The organism is Neisseria sp. P0022.S010 (genome assembly GCF_051956635.1).
Window position 1 is genome coordinate 1 of sequence record NZ_JBQCXF010000485.1, and the last position, 2,199, is coordinate 2,199.

A 2,199-nucleotide genomic window follows, 5' to 3' on the forward strand; every position below is an offset into this window, starting at 1 on the left:
TTCCGAAGAAGGCAATATCCGTTCCCTGCACTTGGGCAGCGACACCATTCAAAGCTCCATGAATGTCGATCATCCGTCCGAGCTGGTGTTGTCGTACAGCCGCGCCATGATGGGTTGGCTGCTGTTTGCAGAAACCCCGCCCAAACACATCACCCAAATCGGCTTGGGCGGCGGCTCGTTTGCCCGTTGGATAGACAGCTATCTGCCCCACACCAAGCAAACCGCCATAGACATCAATCCGCAAGTCATCGCCGTGGCGCGCAGCCTGTTTGAATTGCCGCACGAAGGCGAAAATTTTGAAATTATCGAGGCGGATGGCGCGGAGTATATTAAAGTGTTCCGCCACAATACCGATGTAATTTTGGTAGATGGTTTTGACGGCGAACAGATTATCGATGCTTTGGTAGAAGAACCCTTCTTCCAAGACTGCCGCAACGCCCTCTCTCCCGACGGCGTATTTGTCACCAACTGGTGGAGCGGCGACCAGCGTTATCAACGCTTTGTCGAACGCCTGCTCAACGTATTTGACGGCCGCGTGCTCGAGCTGCCTGCCGAGAGCCACGGCAACGTTGCGGTCATGGCATTCCAAAGCAGCCCCAAAGAACAAAATCTTGATAGCCTGAAAAAACGTGCAGAAAAATTAAGCGAAAAGTACAGCTTGGACTTCAAACGAATGCTTGCCGATTTGAAAGCCAACAATCAAAACAACGGCAAGAATTTTTATCTGTAAACCGCTTCAGGCCGTCTGAAAAAACAAACAAGGATACACTCATGCTCAAACCCGACATCATTCAAATCTCCGGCCCGGCCGGTTTGCTGGAAACCATCTACCTGCCAAGCACACAAGAATCCGTCCGCGGCGTTGCCGTCATCAACCACCCCAATCCCCTGCAAGGCGGCACCAACACCAACAAAGTCATCCAAACCGCCGCCAAAGCCCTCAGCCAACTCGGTTTCCATTGCTACCTGCCCAATTTGCGCGGCGTAGGCAATAGCGAAGGCGAACACGACTACGGCCGCGGCGAAACGCAAGACTGCATTGCCGTTATCGACTATGCTCGCGCGCAACATCCTGACGCGCCACAATTCGTCTTGGCCGGTTTCTCATTCGGCGGCTACGTTTCCACCTTTGCCGCACAAGCGCGCACGCCTGATTTACTGTTGCTGATGGGCGCCGCCGTCCATCACTACACCGACCGCCCGGAACCATCCGACGTTCCCGATGTCGCCAAAACATTGATGATTCATGGCGCGGAAGACGAAGTCGTCGAAATCAACAAAGCCCTGACATGGGCAGAACCACAAGGCCTGCCTGTTGTCACCATTGCCGGCTCGTCCCACTTCTTCCACGGCAAACTCATCGTTTTACGCGATACGATTACACGGTTTGCACCGGCTTTATTAGGTTAAAATCCGCCTACAAAATAAAACAAGGCCGTCTGAACGCTTTTTCAGACGGCCTTGTTTGTATGAAACCTTTATTATCTAAATATCAGGCTCAAGTATTCAAAAATCCATCAAGGATTTCTGCTTAACACATCAATCCTGAGTCAACCAATACTGCAAACCAATCAAAGTCTTACCATCTTTGATTTCATCGTTTGCCAATGCATTGCGCACCTCTTCCTTACTCATCAGGACGGTTTCTGTAATTTCATCCTCATCGTTGCTTAACTCGCTGCCCAAACGCACACCTTGCGCTTGGTAGAGATACATTTTTTCATCGCAAAAACCGACTGCAGTATAAAAGGAGTACAACAGTTTGGCGCTGTCGGCGACATATGGCGTTTCTTCCGCCAACTCACGCAAAGCGCATTCGGCAGGATCTTCGTCCGCCACATCCAATTTACCCGCCGGCAATTCCAACGTCGCCTGATCAGCGGCATAACGCCATTGGCGCACCAAAACAACTTTACCGTCTTCCGTTTCCGCCAATACACACGCAGCACCCGGATGACGGATCACAACCCGTTGGCTTTCATTGCCGTTGGGCAGGCGCACCCGATCACGGCTAATGGTAACAAAAGAGCCTTCGTAGATTGGCTCGCTGCTTAATTTAGTTTCCTTCAAATCCATTTTTTACCTCATTTCCAAATTATTAAATATTAAAGGCCGTCTGAAATTTTACAGAAATAAACTCAGAGGATGCCTTTTCTAATAGTTACCGCTGATGTCGTTGTTGCAAACGCTCCGTATGTG

The 2,199-nt window shown here is 50.4% G+C and carries 3 protein-coding genes; 2 read left to right on the plus strand and 1 reads right to left on the minus strand.

Features of this window, described 5'->3' with window-relative positions; translation table 11 throughout:
• On the plus strand, positions 1-730 hold a 730-nt coding region (locus ACTHUT_RS18415), incomplete at its 5' end, for a polyamine aminopropyltransferase (protein WP_440419344.1).
• 41 nt (positions 731-771) lie between these two features.
• Positions 772-1,410: an alpha/beta hydrolase gene (locus ACTHUT_RS18420; RefSeq protein ID WP_250600899.1), complete on the plus strand. Its 639-nt coding sequence runs from the start codon at positions 772-774 to the stop codon at positions 1,408-1,410.
• 129 nt (positions 1,411-1,539) lie between these two features.
• Here the strand turns inward: ACTHUT_RS18420 and ACTHUT_RS18425 are convergent, their stop codons facing one another.
• Positions 1,540-2,076, minus strand: a complete 537-nt coding sequence (locus ACTHUT_RS18425; RefSeq protein WP_250600901.1) for an NUDIX hydrolase — start codon at positions 2,074-2,076, stop codon at positions 1,540-1,542.
• Positions 2,077-2,199: the final 123 nt, after the last annotated feature.